The organism is Streptomyces sp. NBC_01707 (genome assembly GCF_041438805.1).
In the GTDB taxonomy this organism is placed as follows: domain Bacteria; phylum Actinomycetota; class Actinomycetes; order Streptomycetales; family Streptomycetaceae; genus Streptomyces.
On sequence record NZ_CP109190.1, the window covers coordinates 5,170,405 to 5,189,670 of the forward strand.

Annotated in this window: 14 protein-coding genes and 2 tRNA genes; 4 read left to right on the forward strand and 12 right to left on the reverse strand. The window is 67.9% G+C overall.

The window, feature by feature from the left end:
* The first annotated feature begins 12 nt into the window (after window positions 1-12).
* Window positions 13-951, forward strand: a complete 939-nt coding sequence (locus OG963_RS23240) for a LysR family transcriptional regulator (protein WP_371799405.1) — start codon at window positions 13-15, stop codon at window positions 949-951.
* A gap of 198 nt (window positions 952-1,149) precedes the next feature.
* Here the strand turns inward: OG963_RS23240 and OG963_RS23245 are convergent.
* A tRNA-Ala gene (locus OG963_RS23245) sits at window positions 1,150-1,222 on the reverse strand.
* 170 nt (window positions 1,223-1,392) lie between these two features.
* On the opposite strand from OG963_RS23245, the gene OG963_RS23250 reads away from it, so the two are divergent.
* Both OG963_RS23250 and OG963_RS23255 read left to right on the forward strand, forming a co-directional pair.
* Window positions 1,393-1,941 carry a DNA-binding protein gene (locus tag OG963_RS23250; protein ID WP_030930454.1) on the forward strand — a complete coding sequence of 183 codons (549 nt, stop codon included), beginning with the start codon at window positions 1,393-1,395 and terminating at the stop codon, window positions 1,939-1,941.
* An 81-nt stretch (window positions 1,942-2,022) separates the two neighbouring features.
* Window positions 2,023-3,432, forward strand: coding sequence for a protein kinase (locus OG963_RS23255; RefSeq protein ID WP_362270104.1), 1,410 nt, complete (start codon window positions 2,023-2,025; stop codon window positions 3,430-3,432).
* Window positions 3,433-3,486: 54 nt separating this feature from the next.
* On the opposite strand, the gene OG963_RS23260 is transcribed toward OG963_RS23255, so the two are convergent.
* From OG963_RS23260 to OG963_RS23270, 3 genes are all read right to left on the reverse strand, one after another.
* Window positions 3,487-4,839, reverse strand: coding sequence for a hypothetical protein (locus OG963_RS23260; RefSeq protein WP_093773818.1), 1,353 nt, complete (start codon window positions 4,837-4,839; stop codon window positions 3,487-3,489).
* Window positions 4,839-6,719 carry a VWA domain-containing protein gene (locus OG963_RS23265; protein WP_371799406.1) on the reverse strand — a complete coding sequence of 627 codons (1,881 nt, stop codon included), beginning with the start codon at window positions 6,717-6,719 and terminating at the stop codon, window positions 4,839-4,841. Before OG963_RS23265 ends, OG963_RS23260 begins: the two co-directional genes overlap by 1 nt.
* A gap of 221 nt (window positions 6,720-6,940) precedes the next feature.
* On the reverse strand, window positions 6,941-7,075 hold the full coding sequence (locus tag OG963_RS23270) for a DLW-39 family protein (protein WP_003958712.1): 135 nt from the start codon (window positions 7,073-7,075) through the stop codon (window positions 6,941-6,943).
* Window positions 7,076-7,349: 274 nt separating this feature from the next.
* Here OG963_RS23270 and OG963_RS23275 point away from each other — a divergent pair, with 274 nt between their 5' ends.
* Window positions 7,350-7,718, forward strand: a complete 369-nt coding sequence (locus tag OG963_RS23275; RefSeq protein ID WP_030930466.1) for a DUF6344 domain-containing protein — start codon at window positions 7,350-7,352, stop codon at window positions 7,716-7,718.
* A 618-nt stretch (window positions 7,719-8,336) separates the two neighbouring features.
* Here the strand turns inward: OG963_RS23275 and OG963_RS23280 are convergent.
* The 8 genes from OG963_RS23280 to dnaN form a co-directional block, all read right to left on the reverse strand.
* Window positions 8,337-8,413 (reverse strand) — tRNA-Ile (locus OG963_RS23280).
* Window positions 8,414-8,483: 70 nt separating this feature from the next.
* Window positions 8,484-9,107 (reverse strand): DUF3566 domain-containing protein, encoded by a 624-nt coding sequence (locus OG963_RS23285; RefSeq protein ID WP_371799407.1) that lies wholly within the window; start codon window positions 9,105-9,107, stop codon window positions 8,484-8,486.
* Between the two features lie 93 nt (window positions 9,108-9,200).
* Window positions 9,201-11,843: a DNA gyrase subunit A gene (gene gyrA / locus OG963_RS23290; protein ID WP_093773824.1), complete on the reverse strand. Its 2,643-nt coding sequence runs from the start codon at window positions 11,841-11,843 to the stop codon at window positions 9,201-9,203.
* 46 nt (window positions 11,844-11,889) lie between these two features.
* Window positions 11,890-13,959 carry a DNA topoisomerase (ATP-hydrolyzing) subunit B gene (gene gyrB, locus OG963_RS23295; protein WP_093773826.1) on the reverse strand — a complete coding sequence of 690 codons (2,070 nt, stop codon included), beginning with the start codon at window positions 13,957-13,959 and terminating at the stop codon, window positions 11,890-11,892.
* 415 nt (window positions 13,960-14,374) lie between these two features.
* Window positions 14,375-14,968 carry a DUF721 domain-containing protein gene (locus OG963_RS23300; protein WP_093931442.1) on the reverse strand — a complete coding sequence of 198 codons (594 nt, stop codon included), beginning with the start codon at window positions 14,966-14,968 and terminating at the stop codon, window positions 14,375-14,377.
* Entirely contained in the window at window positions 14,965-16,095 is a 1,131-nt protein-coding gene (gene recF, locus OG963_RS23305; protein WP_030930476.1) for a DNA replication/repair protein RecF, read from the reverse strand. The genes OG963_RS23300 and recF overlap by 4 nt, the downstream gene beginning before the upstream one ends.
* Window positions 16,096-16,181: 86 nt before the next feature.
* Complete coding sequence (gene gnd / locus OG963_RS23310) at window positions 16,182-17,060, reverse strand: phosphogluconate dehydrogenase (NAD(+)-dependent, decarboxylating) (RefSeq protein WP_093773830.1); 879 nt, start codon at window positions 17,058-17,060, stop codon at window positions 16,182-16,184.
* A gap of 130 nt (window positions 17,061-17,190) precedes the next feature.
* On the reverse strand, window positions 17,191-18,321 hold the full coding sequence (gene dnaN, locus OG963_RS23315) for a DNA polymerase III subunit beta (protein ID WP_030930479.1): 1,131 nt from the start codon (window positions 18,319-18,321) through the stop codon (window positions 17,191-17,193).
* Window positions 18,322-19,266 lie beyond the last annotated feature (945 nt).

Below are 19,266 nucleotides of genomic sequence, written 5' to 3' on the forward strand. Positions count from 1 at the left end.
TATAATGTCTATATGCTTGAGCTCCGTCAGCTGCACGTACTGAAGGCGATCGCGCAAGAGGGCTCCCTGGCCGCAGCAGCCCGTGCCCTCCACTACACCCAGCCGACAATCACCCACCACCTCGCGGTGCTGGAGTCCCATTTCGACGCGCGCCTCGTGCAACGCGGGCCGCGCGGGGCCGCACTGACCGAGCTCGGCGCGGCACTCCTGCCGCACGTGGAGGCAGTGATCGAACGGCTGAGACTCGCCGAGCGGGAGGTCCGGGACCTCGCCGAACGGGGTGCGCACACCCTGCACATCGGCACGTTCCCCACGGCCGGCGCGCTGCTGCTGCCGCCCGCCGTGAAGGCTCTCCGTCACGCCGGGGTGCACATCTCACTCACCGAAGGCGAACTGCCGACCCTGCTGCGGGGACTGCGCGCACGGGAGCTCCACGCCGCCCTGGTCTTCTCCCAGCCGGGTGATCGTCTCGATCTCGACGACGACTTCGAGCTGTATCCGCTGCTGCACGATCCACTGCAGCTGGTCCTGCCCGAGGACCACCGGTGCGCCGGCCAGGCGTACGTGCCTCTCGAAGAACTCAGGGACGACGACTGGATCGGCGCGGCGGACCCCCGTGACCCGTGCGACCGCCTTTTGTCCTGGGCCTGCGCCCAGCACTCCTTCGAACCCGTCCACACCCTGCGTACGGACGACTACGCGGTCGTCCAGGGATTCGTCGCAGCGGGCGCCGGCGTGGCCCTCATCCCGCGGCTCGCCCTCGGCCCACCGCGCGAGGACGTCGCCGTACGACAGCTCGAGGGCGCCCCGCTGGCACGGGAGATCAGCGTTGCCGTTCTCCGCACCACCGCCGCGCGCAGTATTCGCGAGCTGGTGGAGGCCCTCACGGAACAGGCCAAGCTGATCCAGCGGCGCTGGAGCGACGCGGACGAGGACGCCGGACTCGCGTAGCCGTCCTCGTGCGGTCCTCGTCAGCCGTTGCCGCGGACTCACTGCTGTCCCGATTGCCGAGGGATGCCAGAAGATGCCATACGGCGGCGCTCAGCAGACCTGCACCGACACGGCACCGGCGCCCACAAACGCCGACGTCAGAAACACAGAGACTCCCCCGGCCTGCGCTTCCACAGGCCGGGGGAGTCTCTACAGATGTGGAGCCTAGGAGATTCGAACTCCTGACATCTGCCTTGCAAAGGCAGCGCTCTACCAACTGAGCTAAGGCCCCGAAAAGCGGACAGCACCGGACGCATCAGCGTCTCGGTCACCGCCGCAGACCAGAGTACCGGGTGACCCCCTGAATCTTCCAAAAAGATTGGGGCTCCCGGTCAGGAACCACTCTCCGTAAGATGCTCGTCGAGGTTCGCAGCAGCGAAGCCGCAGCGAAGGGGAGACGCAATGGACGCAGCTCAGCAAGAGGCAACGGCAAGAGCCAGGGAGCTTCAGCGCAGTTGGTACGGAGAGCCACTGGGGGCGCTCTTCCGTCGGCTGATCGATGATCTCGGCCTGAATCAGGCCCGGCTCGCCGCCGTACTCGGGCTGTCCGCCCCCATGCTCTCCCAGCTGATGAGCGGCCAGCGGGCGAAGATCGGGAACCCGGCGGTCGTCCAGCGTGTCCAGGCCCTGCAGGAACTGGCCGGCCACGTCGCCGACGGCAGCGTCAGCGCGGGAGAGGCCACCGACCGCATGGAAGAGATCAAGAAGTCCCAGGGCGGCTCCGTCCTCACCGGCACCGGTCAGACCTCGACCACCGGCGGGGCGCCCACCGTCCGGCGCGTGGTCCGCGAGATCCAGTCGCTGCTGCGGTCGGTCGCGGCCGCCGGGGACATCATCGATGCCGCCGACTCCCTCGCCCCGACCCACCCGGAACTGGCAGAGTTCCTCAAGGTGTACGGGGCAGGGCGCACCGCGGACGCGGTCGCGCACTACGAGGGACACCAGGGCTAGGGCCTGTCCGACAAGTCCTAGGGCACTAACTCCGAGAGCCGGGCACGAGCCGGAACAGGAACTGGGAGCGGGCGCAGCGCAATGGGTGAGGTCTTCGCGGGTCGGTACGAGCTGATCGATCCGATCGGACGTGGTGGCGTCGGCGCCGTCTGGCGTGCCTGGGACCACCGGCGTCGCCGGTACGTGGCGGCCAAGGTGCTCCAGCAGAGCGACGCGCACACACTGCTGCGCTTCGTCCGCGAGCAGGCACTGCGGATCGAGCATCCGCATGTGCTCGCCCCGGCCAGTTGGGCCGCGGACGACGACAAGGTCCTGTTCACCATGGATCTGGTCAGCGGTGGCTCGCTGGCGCATGTCATCGGCGACTACGGCCCGCTGCCCCCGCGCTTCGTCTGCACGCTGCTGGACCAGTTGTTGTCCGGGCTGTCGACGGTGCACGCCGAGGGTGTCGTGCACCGCGACATCAAGCCCGCCAACATCCTGATGGAGGCCACCGGCACCGGTCGGCCGCATCTGCGGCTCTCCGACTTCGGCATCTCCATGCGCAAGGGCGAGCCCCGCCTCACCGAGACCAACTATGTGGTGGGAACGCCGGGTTACTTCGCGCCCGAGCAGATGATGGGTGCGGAGCCCGACTTCCCCGCGGACCTCTTCGCCGTCGGTCTCGTGGCGCTCTATCTGTTGCAGGGTCAGAAGCCCGACTCCAGGGCTCTCGTCGAGCATTTCGCGTCGCACGGCACACCCGGCGCCCCACAGGGCATCCCGGAACCGCTGTGGCAGGTCCTCGCAGGCCTGCTCCAGCCGGATCCCCAGGCCCGGTTCCGGACGGCCACGGGCGCACGCAAGGCGCTGACCGCCGCTGTCGAGATGCTGCCGGAGCCCGGCGTCGACGACGAACCGGTGGAGGTCTTCGATCAGATCGGCCCGCTGCCCGCCGGATTCGGTCCCGCAGGCCCCCTCGCCGCCCCCCGGACCCCCGCCGGACCCGCGCACGCCGTGCGGCCACAGATCGAACCCACGGGCCAGCCACTCCAGCAGGACGCCCACCTGTCCGGACAGGTGCCCGTACAGCCGTCCGTGCAGCAGCAGCCGCACACCCCGTCGCCCTCCCCGATGTCGGAGACGGGTAGCTTCCACCTCGCCCCGCCCCCGCAGCAGCCGCCCACCCCCCAGCCACAGGCCCAGACTCAGGCCCGGCCACAGCCGGTGCAGCCGGCCGCTTTTCCCCCTCCGCTCCCGGCGCATACAGGTTCCCCCTTCCCTGCCGCCGCACCGGATCCCTCCCAGGCCCCGACAGCGGCGGTGCAGCACGAACAAGCTCTCACTCGTGCTTACACCGCTCAGCAGCCGCAGGTTCCCCATCCCGCAGCGGGAGTTGCCACGCACGTTCCTCAGAAGCGACCGGGACCGCCCCCGAAGGTGGCGGTCCCGGTCCTGCTGATGGCGCTGATCTGTTTCGCCGTAGGTATCTGGGCGCTGACCCAGACCTGAGCTCACCGGGTCTCAGCCCGCTGACGTCTCCGGCCTGCGGCCCCATCCCCGGAATCACCAGGCCTGCGGCGGTCCTCCGTACGGCGGCTGCCCCGCCGTGCCCACGGCTGCCTGCCCGCCCGCGACGGTCGCCGCGCGTCGCCGAGCGAGCAGCGTCCACGCCCCGAGCACGAGCACGAGCACGGCGCCCGCGCCGATCCCGGCGGCGGCAACCATCTTCATGGTGTCGCTCTTGGCGGCCTGCGGGGCACTCTGCCCGTTCCTGGCCATGTCCTTGTCGTCCTGTGTGACACCGAAGACCCCGGCGGAACCCTCGTACGGCGACGGACCCGCGGAGTTCTCGACCTTCACCTTGAGGGTCATCGGGATCGCCTTCCTGCCGTACGCCTTCTCGACCTCCGGGCTCAGCGTCACCGACAGGTAGTACCAGCCCGCGAACCGCATGGCGCTGACATCTGCGCTGGAGGCGAACCGGTTCTCGTACGCCACCGGGGGCAGCGGATCGAGTGACACGGAGGCCGGCTTACCCGAGTACGACAGCGGTGAGGCATCGTCGACATGGCCGTGCGCGGGATTGTCCAGGGACAGTGCGAGCGCGCTGCCCACGTATTCGTCCGAGCCGTCGACGCTGTTGCCGAGATCGACGGTGGCGAAGATCTGCTGTCCCCAGTCCACGGGCACCTGGTAGAAGCGGGTCTGCCCCGGCTCGATGCTGTCATCCCACTCGCCGGTCTCCAGGCTGGTGGCGTCGTAGTAGCTGGTGCCGCCCGGCCGCTTCTGCGCGGCCTGGGTGGGCGGTGACGGCGACGCCGACGGCCAGTTCTCCGGCGCCTCGGTCGGTACCGACCCGCCCTGCTTCAGCTTCGGCTCCGACTCGTAACGGATCTCCAGATCCCACTCCGCCGGGGTCGATGTCTCCTTGCCCTCCCGCTCGACCAGCACGTTGTACGTACCGGCGTCGTCGCAGGTGGTGCTGTTCTTCTCGGGGACCCGGTAGGCGTACGCGGCGATCGGACGGGGGTACTCCGCCGACTCGAACCTGGCATCCTCCGAGCTGCACTGCAGGTCCGTGCTGTCCCGGATACTGACCTTGATGCCGTCCCCGTACGCGACCTGGCCGCCGAGCTCGGGCACCGCCACCGCCGAGACATACGCATTCGTGTCGGCATCGAGGTCGAGGCGGTAGTAGAGCTTCTCGCCCGGCTTGATCGAGCTCTTGTACACGGATCCGGCGCTCAGCGCAGACGCGTCGGTGCTGATCTCCGCGCCCTGGATCGACTTGGCCTCGGGGTCGAAGGTGTACGGAGCAGGCTCCCCGGCCGCGTACGCCTGACCCGGCAGCGCCGCCACCGCGCACATCGCCGCGAACGCGGCCAGCGTCGCCCGGCCCCTGTTGCGCTGCCTCATCACGCGCTTCCCCTCGTCGTCTGGGTGGCCGCCCTGCGGCGGCTGCGCACGAACACCAGCCCCGCGATCACAACCACCACGGCGCCCGCCCCGGCAGCGGCCGCGATGCCGGTCCATCCTGCCCCGCCCGTACCGTCGCTGTCTGCGGCCGAAGGTGAATTGCCCCTCTTGTCCGCCCCGTCGCCCGTCTTCTTCCCGAGGGCGGGCGCACCGTACTCCGGTCCGGCCCGCTCGTCGCCGAGCACCGATACCCGAAGCACCACACCGATCTGCGGGTTCTCGGCGATCTCGGCGGCCCGCGCGCCCAGCGTCACGGAGATGTAGAACTCGCCCCCGGTGTGCACCGGCTGGACCGTGGGGCGGAACTCGTAGCGGTTGGTCCAGGAGACCGGAACCGACCCCATCCTGATTGCGGCCGGACGGCCGCTGTACACGGCCGTCGACGTGAACTCGCCGCCACCGCCGACCGGGAAGCGGCCCGGCGTGAACAGCTGCGTAGCCCCGTACGAGTACGAGGAGGTTTGCTCCACGGTCGGCTCGTTGGCGAACTCGACGTCGTAGCGCACCTGCTGGCCCCAGCCGACCGGAACCTTGTACCAGAGCGTCTGCGACGGAAGGATCCGGTCGCGCCACACGCCCCGGCCGAGCTCCTCGGCATCGTTGAATCCGGTGCCGCCCCGCGCATCACGGGGGTCGCCGGAGGGCAGCGCCGCACTCCTGCCACCCACGCCGTACTCCGGCTCCGACGCGGCGGGCGTGACCCCCTTCTTCAGCGGTGCCTCCACCCCGTGGACGAGCTCCAGCGGCCAACGCGCGGCATCGGAGCCCTTCTTGCTCTCCCGCTCCACCACCAACCGGTAGCGGCCCGCCCTGTCGCAGACACGGGTTCCCTCCGGGGCGGGGATGCGGGCAACCGCCGAGGTCAGCGGGGTCGCACCCTCCTTCTGGTAGAAGCGCTCGGTGTTCGTCGCGCAGAAACTGTCGGTGCCGTACTCAAGGCTGGTACGCAGCGCGTCGAAGGTATCGACAGCCGCCCCGGGCTGCGGCACAGCCGTCGCAGAGAAGTCCGCCGTGGACACCGCGTCCAGATCGACGGCGTAGTACCGCTTCTCACCGGGGCCGATGGTGTCCAGATACTGCCCGGGGGCGAGCAGCGGTGCCCGGTCGCCGGTAGCGGCGCCCTCGACCCGCTTGCCGCGGAACCGGTAGCCGTCCGCGGAGAGTTGCGATGCCCGCTGCAACTGCCTGGCCAGCGCCTTGGCGTCCGGTGCGTCGTAGTAGCGGCCGTTGCCCGCCGCCGCGATGCATTCGAGCTGCTCCCGAGCCCTGCCCTTCACCTGGAAACCGACGGTGTCGATCCGCAGCCCGGCCCCCTCCTTGCCGAGCTGCTCGGCCACCTCGCAGGGCTGCGGCGTGCCGCAGTTGTCCTCGCCGTCGGAGATCAGCAGGATCGTGCGCGTCCCCATGGCGCCGTCGGCGGGCCCGGGAAGGTCCTTCGCGGCCTTCTGCAGGGACAGGCCGATGGGTGTGTCACCCCTGGGCCGCACGGCCGCCACGGCCTGTTTCACGGCGGCGCGGTCGAGCGGTTGCACCGGCCGTACCAGCCGGGTGTCCGCGCATCCCCGGGAGTGATCGGCGCCGTACACGCGCAGCCCTGTCGGATAGTGGTCGGGAAGACCGTCCACGACCGTGCCCACGGCCCTACGTGCGGTCTCCATCCGGGTCCGGCCGGTGCCGTCGTCGTCCGCCATGGATCCGGAGGAGTCGAGCACCATGACAAGGCTGCTGTCGTCCGGAGCAGCCGTGCCCGGCGCGGCAGCTGCACCATGGTCTCCGTGGGCTCCAGGTCCGGCCGCCGCGACCGGCAGCGCTCCCGCCATCAAGGCGAGTAACGCCCCGCCCGCCAATGCCCCCACCGCTGTTGCAGTCCGACGGTGATTGAGTCCCCTCACCCGTGCCCCCTCGACCGAGATACCGGCTTCTTTGCTCACGCAACTTATTGATTTGCGTGAGCGAACTCAAGAGCACAGGTGTCACGGTCCCGCAACAGCACGAAGCCCCGGCCGCTCAGCGACCGGGGCCCGCAAAAGGCTGTTCTGTCTCACACACCCGAACCTGCGGGCACGGAGTCAGTCGCCTCCGTCCACAGATCCTGCTCGGCGCGATCCGCCTGGATCTGGCGGTACACGAGGAGCCCGCCGATGGCGGCCAGTGCGACCAGGAGAAGCTTCTTCACCGCGCGACCTCGTCTTTCCTTGACGTAGGAGACTTCTGCCGCCCGACTATACACACCGGCCGATATCGATCGGTTACCTCCCCGCGACCCAGCCGGCGCCCGGGCAAATCCGACCATCCCGGCCGGCCCGCGCCGACCCGTCCAGCCCGGTTGAACCATACGAGTGGTGTTCATCTGAAGATCGGCGGATCCCCGGCGTCGATCCCTGAAATCGCGAGCCGGATCCACATCATCAGAAAGGTAAGCAAACCGGACCACCCGAAAGCGAGGGGCCATGAGCACCTTCAAGGTCAAGAGCATCTGGACCGCCTTCATCACCGCCTTCTTCGCGCTCCTCGCGTCGATGGGGCTCATCAGTGCCCCCGCCGCGAACGCGCAGCAGCCGACGGCCACGAACCAGGAGCACACGGCTGCTGCCCCCGCAACCGCGACCACTCCGTCGGTGCGATGGACCCTTCCGCGTGACAGGGCGCTGCCACCCACGATGAAGCAGCGCATCCGCGCCGAGGCGCACGGCTCGTCACCGGCCACCAGAAACCTGACCGTGGACACGAGGAACACCCTGGGCGCCACAGGCACCACAGGTGCCGCCCGCATCGCTCACGGCGCCCCGGCGGGGAAGGCCTCACTTCTTCCGCCCTGAGAGCGGCGCACCTGACACACAGGGCCCCTGGTCCGGTTCACACCGGGCGGGGGCCTTTTCGTGCGCCCGCGCACCTGTCGGAAAGAGCCAGGCGCCGGGTGCAACCTCCCGCCGCACCCCGGCCCGTACACCGCCACGCGCCAACCGCCGCGCAGTACGGCGCCACATACAACCGCCACGCACACACCCGCGCGTACAGCGCGCCACCTACGACCCGCCGCACGCGCCCTCGCGACGTCGCACCGCCCCGCACGGCCATCGGCTGATATCCGCCGACAATCGCAAGCACCCAGCCATGACCGGCGAGAGGGCTAAGGGTTCCGCTGAGCGAAGGCCCAGCTGAACCACGCCACGCCGATCACGCAGATCACGAACCCCGCGAGAAGGATCCACCGCACAAACGCCCAATCCGGCTTCCCGCGTTCGAAGGGGTCTTCGTCATCGCTGCCGTCGGACCAACCGCGATCAGTCATGGCGCCCCCGCCGGCCCTATGGTGTGAGCCTCGGCACAGCGGTCGAAGCCACTGCACTCGGGACTGCTGACAGACCTACTCATCGGCTGATGTCAGCCGGAGATGTCAAAGACCCCCAACCATGATCGATTGGAGGTCTTTGTACTGGTGGGGCTAACAGGATTTGAACCTGTGGCCTCATCCTTATCAGGGATGCGCTCTAACCAACTGAGCTATAGCCCCGCCGCGCTGTGCGCTGACTTCTGAAGATTAGCGCACGTCGGGGCCAGTCCCAAAATCGATACCCGAAGCCCTACTCGTCCTCGGCCAGCGTGAGCTCCACGCCGCCCACGAAGCCCGCCGACAAGTTGTAGATGAAGGCGCCCAGCGTCGCCAACGCGGTGGCCAGCACCACGTCGATCACCGCGATGACCGACGTGAAGACGAGAACGCGCGGAAGCGACAGGAACGACTGCAGATCGAAGCCGTTGCTCTCGTTGGAACCGGTCGCCTCGCTGATCGTGCCGCCCACGGTGGAGAAGACGCCCATGGCGTCCATCACCATCCACAGCACCGCGGCCGCCACGACCGTGCAGATGCCGAGCGCGATGGAGAGTAGGAAGCTGACCTTCATCACCGACCACGGGTCGGCCTTCGCCACCCGCAGTCGCGCCTTACGGATACGCGGAGTTGTCCGCGCCCCCGTCCGGGGCAGACGGGTCGCCTGAGTACCGCCGCCGTCCTGTCCACCGCCCTGTGTGCCGTGCTGCTGCGCTCCTTGGGGCCGGCCGCCCTGCGTCCCGCCCGCGGGCGAGGGGTACGCCTGCGGCGGGTGGTAAGGCCCGCCTGCCTGCCCCGGTGCGGGCTCGCGCTCACCGGGCAACGGCCCGGTCGCGTATCCCTCGTACTGGGGCTGAGGCCCCCGGGTGTCTGTCACAGTGCCCCCTTGGGAGTCCGTGGCAGGGCCACGGGCACCGTTCGCTCCAGCTCCGGAAGCGGCCGAACCGGCGCCCGTGGCTCCACTCACGCTCTACTCCTCGTGCTCCCCGGCCGAAGGCGACGTGCCTTCGACAGTGCCCTCGACAGTCGACTCGGCTGTCGTCACCTCGGCAGTCGTCTCAGCCGTCTCGCCATCGGCGTCATCGGCTCCGTCGACCTCTTCGGCCTCGCGGCCGGCCTCGGCGTTACGAGCGATACCGACGACGGCATCGCGCTTGCCCAGATTGATCAGTTGGACGCCCATGGTGTCACGGCCCGTCTCCCTGACTTCATTGACTCGCGTGCGAATCACACCACCGCCGAGCGTGATGGCAAGGATCTCATCCGTCTCCTCGACCACCAGCGCGCCGACCAGCGAGCCCCTGTCTTCCACGATCTTGGCGGCCTTGATACCGAGGCCGCCGCGACCCTGAACGCGGTACTCGTCGACGGGGGTCCGCTTCGCGTACCCGCCATCGGTGGCAGTGAAGACGAACGTACCTGGCCGGACGACATTCATCGAGAGCAGTTCGTCGCCCTCGCGGAAACTCATCCCCTTGACACCCGAAGTGGCGCGGCCCATCGGGCGCAGCGCTTCGTCCGTCGCAGTGAACCTGATCGACTGGGCCTTCTTGCTGATGAGCAGCAGATCGTCATCGGCCGACACCAGCTCCGCACCGATCAGCTCGTCGTCGCTGCCGTCCTCCGTCTCACGGAGGTTGATCGCGATGACACCGCCCGAGCGCGGCGAGTCGTAGTCCTTCAGCGCGGTCTTCTTCACCAGGCCGCCCTTGGTGGCCAGGATCAGATACGGCGCGGCCTCGTAGTCGCGGATCGCCAGGATCTCGGCGATCTGCTCGTCCGGCTGGAAGGCCAGCAGGTTGGCGACATGCTGCCCGCGCGCATCACGGCCGGCGTCCGGAAGCTCGTACGCCTTGGCCCGGTAGACCCGGCCCTTGTTGGTGAAGAACAGCAGCCAGTGGTGGGTCGTCGACACGAAGAAGTGGTCGACGATGTCGTCTTCCTTGAGCTTCGTGCCGCGTACGCCCTTGCCGCCGCGCTTCTGCGAGCGGTAGTCGTCCGTCTTCGTGCGCTTCACATAGCCGCCGCGCGAGATCGTGACGACGATGTCCTCCTCGGCGATCAGGTCCTCGATGGACATGTCACCGTCGAAGGGCACCAGCTTGGAGCGTCGGTCGTCGCCGAACTTGTCGACGATCGCCGCCAGCTCCTCGCTGACGATCTGCCGCTGCCGCTCGGGCGACGCCAGGATCTGGTTGTACTCGTTGATCTTCGCCTGGAGCTCGTCGTGCTCGGCCGTGATCTTCTGGTGCTCCAGCGCGGCCAGTCGGCGCAGCTGCATCTCCAGGATCGCGTTCGCCTGGATCTCGTCGATCTCCAGGAGGCCCATCAGGCCCTCACGCGCGATCTCGACCGTCTGGCTGCGCCGGATGAGGGCGATGACCTCGTCGATAGCGTCGAGGGCCTTCAGCAGACCGCGCAGGATGTGCGCCCGCTCCTCCGCCTTACGCAGGCGGAACCTCGTACGCCGGACGATGACCTCGATCTGGTGCGTCACCCAGTGGCGGATGAACGCGTCGATCGACAGCGTGCGCGGCACCCCGTCGACCAGGGCCAGCATGTTCGCGCCGAAGTTCGTCTGCAGGTCGGTGTGCTTGTACAGGTTGTTCAGTACGACCTTGGCGACCGCGTCCCTCTTCAGCACGACCACAAGACGCTGACCGGTGCGCGAGGACGTCTCGTCACGGACGTCCGCGATCCCGCCGACCTTGCCGTCCTTGACCAGGTCGGCGATCTTCTGCGCGAGGTTGTCGGGGTTGGTCTGGTACGGAAGCTCCGTGACGACCAGGCACTGACGGTTCTGGATCTCCTCGACCGCGACGACCGCGCGCATCGTGATGGAACCACGGCCCGTGCGGTACGCCTCCTCGATGCCCTTGCGGCCCACCACGAGCGCACCGGTCGGGAAGTCCGGGCCCTTGATCCGCTCGATCAGGGCGTCCAGCAGCTCCTCGTGCGAGGCCTCCGGGTGCTCCAGGTACCACTGCGCACCCGACGCGACCTCACGCAGGTTGTGCGGCGGGATGTTGGTCGCCATACCGACCGCGATGCCCGCGGAACCGTTGACCAACAGGTTCGGGAAGCGCGCCGGCAGGACCGTCGGCTCCTGATTACGGCCGTCGTAGTTGTCCTGGAAGTCGACGGTCTCCTCGTCGATGTCCCGGACCATCTCCATGGACAGCGGCATCATCTTGCACTCGGTGTACCGCATGGCGGCAGCCGGGTCGTTGCCCGGAGAACCGAAGTTGCCGTTGGAGTCCACCAGCGGCATCCGCATCGACCACGGCTGCGCCAGTCGCACCAGTGCGTCGTAGATCGACGAGTCACCGTGCGGGTGGTACGTACCCATGACGTCACCGACGACACGGGCGCACTTGTAGAAGCCCTTCTCGGGCCGGTAGCCGCCGTCGTACATCGCGTACAGCACGCGGCGGTGGACGGGCTTGAGACCGTCCCGTACGTCGGGCAGCGCACGCGACACGATGACGGACATCGCGTAGTCGAGGTAGGAGCGCTGCATCTCCGTCTCGAGCCCGACGGGCTCGACACGCATTCCCACACCCGCGGCTGCGGGTTCTTCTTCGGGCGTCACAGGGGTGTTCTCGTCGGCCATTGCTGGTCAAAGTCCTTTCGAGCGGCGGCTTGCTGGTACGGCCGACTCAGATGTCGAGGAAGCGGACGTCCTTGGCGTTGCGCTGGATGAACGAGCGCCGTGCCTCGACGTCCTCACCCATCAGCACCGAGAAGAGGTCGTCGGCCTGCGCCGCGTCGTCCAGCGTGACCTGGCCGAGCACCCGGTGGTCGATGTCCATCGTGGTGATGCGCAGTTCCTCGGCGTTCATCTCGCCGAGACCCTTGAAGCGCTGGATCGAGTCTTCCCTGATCCGCTTGCCGTTCTGCTTGCCGAGTTCGACGAGGGCGTCGCGCTCGCGGTCCGAGTACGCGTACTCGAAGTCGTCCCGACCCCACTTGATCTTGTAGAGCGGCGGGCGGGAGAGGTAGACGTGTCCGGCCTCGACCAGCGGACGCATGAAGCGGAAGAGGAACGTCAGCAGCAGGGTGTTGATGTGCTGACCGTCGACGTCGGCGTCCGCCATCAGAATGATCTTGTGATAGCGGAGCTTCTCGATGTCGAAGTCCTCATGGACTCCGGTACCGAAGGCCGAGATCAGCGCCTGGACCTCGGTGTTCTGCAGGATCTTGTCGACCCGGGCCTTCTCGACGTTCAGGATCTTGCCGCGGATCGGCAGGATGGCCTGGTACATCGGGTTACGGCCGGACTTCGCCGAACCACCGGCGGAGTCACCCTCGACGATGAAGATCTCGCACTTCGTCGGGTCGTTGGACTGGCAGTCACTCAGCTTGCCCGGCAGCGAGGCACTCTCCAGGAGCCCCTTGCGACGCGTCAGATCGCGCGCCTTGCGGGCCGCGACACGGGCCGTGGCCGCCGCGATGCCCTTGCGGACGATGTCCGCCGCCTCGTTCGGGTTCCGGTCGAACCAGTCCGTGAGGTGCTCGTGGACGACCTTCTGCACGAAGGTCTTCGCCTCCGTGTTGCCCAGCTTGGTCTTCGTCTGGCCCTCGAACTGCGGCTCGCCCAGCTTCACCGAGATGATCGCCGTCAGACCCTCACGGATGTCGTCACCGGTGAGGTTGTCGTCCTTCTCACGCAGCAGCTTCTTGTCCCGCGCGTACTTGTTGACCAGCGTGGTCAGCGCCGCACGGAAGCCTTCCTCGTGGGTACCGCCCTCATGCGTGTGGATCGTGTTCGCGAAGGAGTACACACCCTCGCTGTACTGCGTGTTCCACTGCATCGCGATCTCGGCCGAGAGGAGTCGCTCCTTGTCCTCGGCCTCGATGTCGATCACCGACTGGTGAATGACGTCGCCCTTGCGGGAGTTGAGGTACTTCACGAAGTCGACGATGCCGCCCTCGTAGTGGTACGTGACCGTGCGGGCCGCTTCCTCCTCGGCGATCTCGACCGCCTCCGCGACATCCGCACCCGCCGTCGCCTTCGCCGACTCACGCTCGTCGGTGAGCTTGATCGTCAGACCCTTGTTGAGGAACGCCATCTCCTGGAAGCGGCGCGCCAGAGTCTCGAAGGAGTACTCGGTGGTCTCGAAGATGTCCCCGTCGGCCCAGAAGGTGACCGTCGTCCCCGACTCATCGGTGGCCTCGTTACGGGCCAGCGGCGCCGTCGGCACACCGAGCTTGTAATCCTGGGTCCAGCGGTAGCCATCCCGCCTGACCTCGACTGACACGCGCGACGACAGCGCGTTCACCACGGAGACACCGACACCGTGGAGACCGCCGGAAACGGCATAACCGCCACCGCCGAACTTACCGCCGGCGTGCAGCACGGTCAGCACGACCTCGACCGCCGGCTTCTTCTCCGACGGCACGATGTCGACCGGGATACCACGGCCGTTGTCGATCACCCGAACCCCGCCGTCGGCGAGGATCGTGACGTCGATCGTGTCCGCGTGCCCGGCCAGGGCCTCGTCGACCGAGTTGTCGACCACTTCCTGCACCAAGTGATGCAGGCCACGCTCACCGGTCGAGCCGATGTACATGCCAGGCCGCTTGCGGACCGCGTCCAAACCCTCGAGGACGGTGATCGCGCTGGCGTCGTACGAGGCAGATACCCCGCCGCTCTCACCGGGTGTGGACGGAATGTTCTCGTTGGGGTTGCCGGAATCGGCCACGAAGCGCCCTTTCTGGCACAGCACAGGCCGTTCTCCGGACAGGCGGGAGCGGCTGCGTCGTTCGGCTTGTATCGACGACTCCCGCGAAGATGCGGGATTGTCCACCAGTCTACCGGTAGCGCCGACATGAATGGGGGTTTGCCGGTACCTGAGTCCGCATGTGCCGCCCTGGATGAGCGCCTGACGACTCCCCATATTCAGGAAGGGGCTCTAAGAGGCTCACACGGGCATTCAGCGCTTCGGCCTGTCAACCTCCCGCTACGGTGAGGGACGCATCACCCGATCCGTACGGTTTCACTCGCCACGGAACGACATGCCCCGGACCCCGAAGGCACCTCGCCGGACCAGGCAGCACACCGCCACGGCCGACCCTCGACGGAACCGGGAACGGTTGCCGCCGGAGCCCGGCAGAGGGCCGAACATGAAGAGAAAGCCCAGGTCAGCCGTACGTGTCGCCCGGACCGGTGCTCCCCGGCGCGCGCAGCGGACCGTACCTGTGCTGCGGACCGCCCGGCCCCAACACCTTGATCAACTTCACTGTGCCGTGCCCCAGATCCGCGTTCAGCCGCGCCACCAGCTGCGGCGCCAGCAGCCGCAGCTGCGTCGCCCACGCCGTCGAGTCGCACTGCACCGTGAGCACCCGCTCCTCGGGGTCCTCGTCATAGCGCAACGGCACACAATGATTTGCCAGATCCTCACCGACGATCTGCGGCCAGCGCCCCATCACCCCACCCACCGCAGCAGGCGTCTCCCAGCCACGCTCGGTGATCAGACGATTGATCGCAGCACCCAACGGCAACGGATCACGGCCGTCCGCCCGCGCTCCGGAACGCAGCCCGCCGCCCCGTCTGGCCTGCTTCTTCTGCTGGGCCGCAGCGCCCCGCGCCCGAGCCTGCTCCTTCGCCGCACGCAACGCCACCCGCGCCAGATCGACGCCCGAAGCCTCCGACTGCTTCACCTCGCGCGCCGGTTCCTCCGAGCCCGAGCCGCCGGCACCGCCCATGCCCTTCGCCGCACCACCGGAGCCGCTCATACGCGCTCCACCTCGCCCGCCGACACCGTGTACCGCGTACCCGCCAGCACACCCGGAACGTCATCGTCCACCGCGGCCGTCACCAGCACCTGCTCACCCGGAGCCACCAGCTCCGCCAACCGCTCCCTACGCCGCGCATCCAGCTCGGCAAAGACATCGTCCAGAACGAGCACCGGCTCATTGCCCTCGCTGCGCAGCAGATCGTACGAAGCCAGCCGCAGCGCCAACGCGTACGACCAGGACTCGCCATGGCTCGCGTACCCCTTGGCGGGCATACCGCGCAACCCGAGCAGCAGATCGTCACGGTGCGGGCCGACCAGCGTCACGCCCCGCTCGATCTCCTGCTTACGCACCTCCGCGAGGGCGACGATCAGCTGCTCGTACAGCTCGTCCCGGGTACGGGCCGGCTCCACCCCCGCACCGACCGAACTGCGGTACTCCAAAGTCACGGGGCCACCGCCGGGCGCGACATCCGCGTACGCCTTGTCCGCCAGCGGCTGCAGAGTCGCGATCAGATCGAGCCGCTGTGCCAGCAGCTCCGCGCCCACCCGGCCCAGATGCTGGTCCCACACATCGAGGGTGGACAGATCCATCGACCGGCCACCGTGCCTACGCGCCATCGCCGCGGACTTCAGCAAAGTGTTGCGCTGCTTCAGCACCCTTTCGTAGTCCGAGCGGACCCCCGCCATCCGCGGCGAACGGGCCGTTATCAGCTCGTCGAGAAAGCGCCGACGCTCCCCGGGATCGCCCTTGACCAGCGCCAGATCCTCCGGCGCGAACAGCACCGTGCGTACGATCCCCAGCACATCACGCGGCCTGACCTGTGACGACCTGTTGATCCGAGCACGATTGGCCTTGCCCGGGTTGAGCTCCAGCTCGATCAGCTGGGAGCGCTCGCCCTGCGCGACAGCGGCCCGGATGACAGCCCGGTCCGCGCCCATCCGCACCAGCGGCGCATCTGAGGAGACACGATGGCTGCCGAGCGTCGCGAGGTAGCCGACGGCCTCGACGAGATTCGTCTTGCCCTGGCCGTTGGCACCCACGAACGCGGTGACGCCCGGATCGAGAGGTACCTCGACCCGGGCGTACGAGCGGAAGTCGGCCAGCGAGAGATGCGTGACATGCATGGGGTGTACGCCGACCTTCCCGGCTTCCTGCTCCGTGCTCCGTAGCGCGGGCCGGAGATGCTGGTCCGGCCCGCCTTGCGTTGCGGTTACTTCTTGTTCTCGACCGCGTGGCCACCGAACTGGTTGCGCAGCGCGGCGATCATCTTCATCTGCGGGGAGTCGTCCTGACGCGAGGCGAATCGCGCGAAGAGCGACGCGGTGATCGCAGGCAGCGGCACCGCGTTGTCGATCGCCGCCTCCACCGTCCACCGGCCCTCACCCGAGTCGGCGGCGAAGCCACGCAGCTTCTCGAGGTGCTCGTCGTCGTCCAGCGCGTTGACCGCCAGGTCGAGCAGCCAGGAACGGATGACCGTGCCCTCCTGCCAGGAGCGGAAGACCTCGCGCACATCGGTGACGGAGTCGACCTTCTCCAGCAGCTCCCAGCCCTCGGCGTAGGCCTGCATCATGGCGTACTCGATGCCGTTGTGAACCATCTTCGCGAAGTGGCCGGCGCCGACCTTGCCCGCGTGGACGGAACCGAAGTCGCCCTCCGGCTTCAGGGCGTCGAAGATCGGCTGGACCCTCGCCACATGGTCGGCGTCGCCGCCGTACATCAGCGCGTAGCCGTTCTCCAGGCCCCAGACGCCACCGGAGACACCGCAGTCGACGAAACCGATGCCCTTGATGCCCAGCTCGACCGCGTGCTTCTCGTCGTCGGTCCAGCGGGAGTTCCCGCCGTCCACGACGATGTCGCCGGGCGACAGCAGCGCGGCCAGCTCGTCGATCGTGGACTGCGTCGCCGCACCGGCCGGGACCATCACCCAGATGACCCGCGGGCCCTTCAGCTTGCCCACAAGCTCTTCGAGACTGTGGACATCGGAGACGTCCGGATTGCGGTCGTAACCCAGGACGGTGTGGCCTGCGCGGCGGATGCGCTCGCGCATGTTGCCGCCCATCTTGCCGAGGCCGACGAGACCGAGCTCCATCAGAGATTCCTTAAGCGTTGTGCCGATTCGTACCCAATAGCCGAGCCTACGCCCGGCCGGGGACAGGCCGACGGGCATGCTCGGCGCTGAGCGTGCCCGTCAGATCTGCCGTGACGGACCGGCGGTCGTATCAGCCGGAGAGGCGGACCGGCATGATCAGGTACTTGTACGCGTCATCCGCCTCGGCATCCACCGCGGGCCGGCCGCTGAGCAGCGCGGGCTTGGTGGACGTCGTGAACGAGAGCTGGGCGACCGGTGAGTCGATCGCGCTCAGCCCGTCGAGCAGGAACGTCGGGTTGAAGGCGATCGAGATGTCATCGCCGTCCAGCACGGCGTCGACACGCTCCACAGCCTGTGCATCGTCGCTGGAACCGGCTTCCAGGATCAGCACACCCTGCTCGAAGCTGAGCCGCACCGGGGTGTTCCGCTCGGCAACGAGGGCCACACGCTTGACGGCCTCGACGAACGGGGCGGTCTCGATGACCGCGACCGAGTTGAACTCGGTGGGGAACAGCGTCCGGTACTTCGGCAGGTCGCCTTCGAGCAGTCGCGTGGTGGTTCGCCGGCCCGCGCCCTCGAAACCGATGAGGCCCTCACCGGCACCCGAGCCGGACAGGGCCAGAGTCACAGTGTCACCGCTGGTCAGCGCCTTGGCGGTGTCCAGCAGCGTCTTGGCGGGCACCAGGGCGACGGCCGAGGCGTCCGGGTTCTCCGGCTTCCACAGGAACTCGCGGACCGCGAAGCGGTAGCGGTCGGTGGAGGCCAGGGTGACCGTGTCGCCCTCGATCTCGATCCGCACGCCGGTCAGGACCGGCAGCGTGTCGTCGCGGCCCGCCGCGATGGCGACCTGGGCGGCCGCGGAGGCGAAGACCTCGCCGGGGACCGTGCCCGTCGCGGTCGGCATCTGCGGCAGCGCCGGGTACTCCTCCACAGGAAGGGTGTGGAGTGTGAATCGCGAGGAGCCGCAGACCACGGTGGCCCGCACACCATCGGTGGAAATCTCCACCGGACGGTTGGGAAGGGCGCGGCAGATGTCGGCGAGCAGTCGGCCGGAGACCAGCACCGTGCCGTCCTCCTCGACCTCGGCATCCACCGAGACCCGGGCCGAGACCTCGTAGTCGAAGCTCGAGAAGCTGAGGGCCCCGTCCTCAGCCTTCAGCAGAAGGCCCGCAAGAACGGGCGCCGGCGGACGGGCCGGAAGGCTGCGAGCCACCCAGGCCACCGCCTCCGCGAGTACATCGCGCTCCACCCGGATCTTCACCGGAACCGCCTCCTGCTGTTGCTCGCTCGCCCTGCTGGCCTTCGTCGTCTGGTCGGGTCACTCCGCCGATGGCAGGAGGAGGACGCCGGGGACCAGTCTGACGTACGGCACCGACACTCGGTGCTGCTCGGGGTCAAGTCGCGACAAGAGGTTCGGGGAGCTCCGGCATCAAGTTGTGCACAGGCCCCACTTCGAAGCGGATTCCCAGCTAACTCTAAGTGGCAGTAGTAGTAGGGGCTGTGGAAACCGTGGATAACGTCGTTTCCGCAGGTCAGGCCCCATTTTTTGTCCACCGACCCTGTGGGTGGCACCGGTGGACAACCCGGTGTTTCTGTGGACACACGAAAGTTCTGCACACCCGATGCACAGGGTGGGGGTGTTTCTCCCCAGGGCTGTCCCCAGCTTTACCCAGGTTCCCCACAGCCCAACCGGCCTCCTTGGTGTGACGCCTTTCACTCTGTGCGGTGAAAGGCGGTGTCGCGTTGCCGAACAGTGGACAGGGGTGTGGAGAAGCTGGGGACAACATGGCCCTGCCTGTGGGCCGCCAGTGGACAACATCGAATGCCCCTTGTGGACGAATATTCTGTCCACAGGCTGTGGATCACTGTTGGCCACAAATCCCCAGGCTCTTGACCAGGCCTGATGAAGTATCGGCTGTCGCCCCTGTGGAAGCAGTATGGACAACTTCGTGGTCCCCAGGCTGTGGAGGGGGAATTCTCCCCAGATCTGTGGAGAACCCCAGGTCGGCGGCGTGTATTCGAACACCGGGGTTGCGACGGAGACGCACGGAAGCCTTCCGAAGAGGGCTCGGACCTGTTCCGGACACCCTTCGGAGGCGCTCATGAGGCCCGTCGAGCCGGCGCAGTGGTCCGTGGCGAGGTCTCAGAAGCCTCCTGAGAGAAGCCCAGGAGACCTTCGCGGGCGTCCTGGAACGACGAAGGGCGC

Excerpts from the sequence above, each read along its gene's own strand:
- OG963_RS23240 (WP_371799405.1), top strand. The coding sequence starts at position 13 with ATGCTTGAGCTCCGTCAGCTGCACGTACTGAAGGCGATCGCGCAAGAG.
- OG963_RS23250 (WP_030930454.1), top strand. The coding sequence starts at position 1,393 with ATGGACGCAGCTCAGCAAGAGGCAACGGCAAGAGCCAGGGAGCTTCAG.
- OG963_RS23255 (WP_362270104.1), top strand. The coding sequence starts at position 2,023 with ATGGGTGAGGTCTTCGCGGGTCGGTACGAGCTGATCGATCCGATCGGA.
- OG963_RS23260 (WP_093773818.1), bottom strand. The coding sequence starts at position 4,839 with ATGAGGCAGCGCAACAGGGGCCGGGCGACGCTGGCCGCGTTCGCGGCG.
- OG963_RS23265 (WP_371799406.1), bottom strand. The coding sequence starts at position 6,719 with ATGGCGGGAGCGCTGCCGGTCGCGGCGGCCGGACCTGGAGCCCACGGA.
- OG963_RS23275 (WP_030930466.1), top strand. The coding sequence starts at position 7,350 with ATGAGCACCTTCAAGGTCAAGAGCATCTGGACCGCCTTCATCACCGCC.
- gyrA (WP_093773824.1), bottom strand. The coding sequence starts at position 11,843 with ATGGCCGACGAGAACACCCCTGTGACGCCCGAAGAAGAACCCGCAGCC.
- OG963_RS23300 (WP_093931442.1), bottom strand. The coding sequence starts at position 14,968 with ATGAGCGGCTCCGGTGGTGCGGCGAAGGGCATGGGCGGTGCCGGCGGC.
- recF (WP_030930476.1), bottom strand. The coding sequence starts at position 16,095 with ATGCATGTCACGCATCTCTCGCTGGCCGACTTCCGCTCGTACGCCCGG.
- gnd (WP_093773830.1), bottom strand. The coding sequence starts at position 17,060 with ATGGAGCTCGGTCTCGTCGGCCTCGGCAAGATGGGCGGCAACATGCGC.